The sequence below is a fragment of the Streptomyces arenae genome, from assembly GCF_022343545.1.
GTDB lineage: Bacteria > Actinomycetota > Actinomycetes > Streptomycetales > Streptomycetaceae > Streptomyces > Streptomyces humi.
Map to the genome: position 1 here is coordinate 1 of NZ_JAKQYH010000032.1, position 699 is coordinate 699.

The 699-nt window shown below is 65.4% G+C and carries 1 protein-coding gene; it reads right to left on the reverse strand.

All coding sequences use genetic code 11. The features are described from left to right. Positions 1-286 precede the first annotated feature (286 nt). Positions 287-688, reverse strand: coding sequence for a DUF6197 family protein (locus MB828_RS14765; RefSeq protein ID WP_301648540.1), 402 nt, complete (start codon positions 686-688; stop codon positions 287-289). Positions 689-699: the final 11 nt, after the last annotated feature.

The following is a 699-nucleotide window of genomic DNA, read 5'->3' on the forward strand; positions in this document are numbered from 1 at the left end:
GCGACCGCGACGGCGACCTTCCCCCGACGGGTCAGACCAGCCTTCTCGGACTTCACGACCGGCGTTCCGTACGGGCTTTCATCGGCGTACGGGGAAACGTCGGGCGACCGCGACGGCGACCTTCCCCCGACGGGTCAGACCAGCCTTCTCGGACTTCACGACCGGCGTTCCGTACGGGCTTTCATCGGCGTACGGGGAAACGTCGGGAGCGTCGTTCCCGAAGGCCATTCCAGCCACCATTCCGGCCTGAATTCCTTCGAATGCGCTCTCTTCATCCGGTGTCATTTTATTCTCCGTTCTTACGCGCCAGGCCGGAGGCCGCAGAGATCATGGCCTCCACGCCTTGGAAAGTGTTGCCGGAAAGGTCGTTCCACGCCCAAAACTCCATCTCCACACCCTGGCGGGCCAGTTGGGTCTGGAGATAATTCACGGCCTTCCCCCGGTCGATCGCGGTCACATGCCCGGTGGATTCCAGAAAGGTCTGGGCACCCCTGATGCACATACGGCCGGTGGGAGAGAAGTCGAAGGACTGGCCCCAGCCGTAGCGGGTCAGGACTTCGATCACCTGGGCCAGGTGGTACGAGGGCTTCAAGGGGCGCGGCTCCTGCCAGAGCCCCAGGTCAGCCATCGCGGACCGGACGCCCTTGGGGATCAGGCGCTGCCCCCAGGTCGGGGGGTCCGGGGCCAGCGTCGGGAGCG